Source organism: Psychromonas aquimarina ATCC BAA-1526, assembly GCF_000428725.1.
Taxonomy (GTDB): Bacteria; Pseudomonadota; Gammaproteobacteria; order Enterobacterales; family Psychromonadaceae; genus Psychromonas; species Psychromonas aquimarina.
On the sequence record NZ_AUAM01000127.1, the window covers coordinates 1 to 1,687 of the forward strand.

Consider the following 1,687-nt stretch of genomic DNA (forward strand, 5'->3'; position numbering starts at 1 on the left):
AAAAAACAAAGCCACCTTCTAAGAAGGTGGATCTTTAACTATTTCAAATTCGAAAAACTGGCTTGTCCCATCATCATTATCACTGACGAAATACCCCTTTACTTTATACTTATCTGTAGTGTCAATAGCCACTGACTCTATTTTAGTTAGTACGGTTTGATTATTATGCGTAATTTTATGAGAATAAGGAGTAAGATCTAATATTGATTTTCCTGTTAGTTTACTAATAGGAAGTACACCTATGAAACTACCGAGAACTTTACCATCATCAATAGAATTATCACTACCTTCAACAGAAGCTGAGAAAATAAGACTGTTGTCTTCAACCCAGAAATCCACACCAGAAAGTCCAGCTTGATAACCTTCAATAGTCGGTAGTATTACTTTATGAACAGCTAAAGAAGGTAATTTCTTTTCTCCTTTAATAAATGCAAGCATTTCATTCGTATTCATTTCAAAGATTATATTAGGACCGTTGTTTCCTCGGTTAAAAATATAACTTTTATCTGCGGTGGTAGATATGCCTTCAATATTAATTTTTTCCGTATTATGAAATCCAGCTTTATCGTGTAAGATTGTATATAGTCTATTTAATGACAATTTTTCTTTAATTTCTTGATTTATGGAGATCAAATAGCCATTTTCTCTAGTGTGTTTTTTACTTCCAGAGCCTAATAGTAAATAAAATGTCTGGTTTTTGTATTTTATTTTTGTCATCGCTTCAAAGTCCGGTTTTATTTTCTTATTGATGCGGTTTGCTTTATTTAATGTAAACGGCTCAATAATCGATTTTTGAATTACTTGATAAGTTTTATCAAGGGTAAATAACCATGGGGAATCGTCGCCAACTACCAGTAGGTTATTACCTTCGACGACCATACCGGATCCTGAAGAGACCGAGGTGTTTGTTACTGGTTTGCTTACTAAAAGATCAAAGGATGATTTTATCTGTATATTGTCTGCTTGAGCTGTGTAGGAGAGACAAAGAATCAAGTATGAACAAGTGGTTAGTATTCGCATTTTAGACCCTGTGAATAATTATGTATAACTACGATTTTTTAACACTATCACGTAGGCATATTAAATGCCCCGATAAAATGAGCGATATTCATTCAAAATTGGAGTTTCAGTTCGTAATTTGTTTTGAAGGGGGGGAGATAGTGTACGGGATATTTAATATCCTCCCAGTCTTCAGCGCCCGAGAGTATCGCGCTTATTGCAAGAAGCAGAATATCGAGAAGGTTATGCTTTTTGCAACGATTAATACCCGGATTAAGAAATAGAATTAAAATGTGTTAAGAAAGTAGCGCTCATATCAAACACTTAAAATCTAATGGGGGATCTGCTTAGATACCTACTTACGTAAAAATTCAATTTACAATAATCTGGTCATGTAGGTAGAGTAGTTAGTCACGTAAAAAGTTCATTTTTTGAAACTTACAGCCTTAAATTATATTGATTTGTGATGTTCGGAATTCAGGTTGAAACATCAACTAAAGACCCAATATAATTAACAAACCATAAACAAACTAAAAAGAGTCTCAAATTGAAGCTTAGCTATTTTTGTCCATCCCCCGATATTGTCAAATCTTAAGTAATCGTCCGGCAAACAGCACATTCACCTGCCTCGCGTAGTTCATTACAGTATCTCCAAACTCATTATTGGAGATACACATGCAGGAAAAAA

The 1,687-nt window shown here is 33.9% G+C and carries 1 protein-coding gene; it reads right to left on the bottom strand.

The genetic code is table 11. The features are described from left to right. Nucleotides 1-18 precede the first annotated feature (18 nt). Complete coding sequence (locus G337_RS26850; RefSeq protein ID WP_425414444.1) at nt 19-1,020, bottom strand: DUF6929 family protein; 1,002 nt, start codon at nt 1,018-1,020, stop codon at nt 19-21. Nucleotides 1,021-1,687 lie beyond the last annotated feature (667 nt).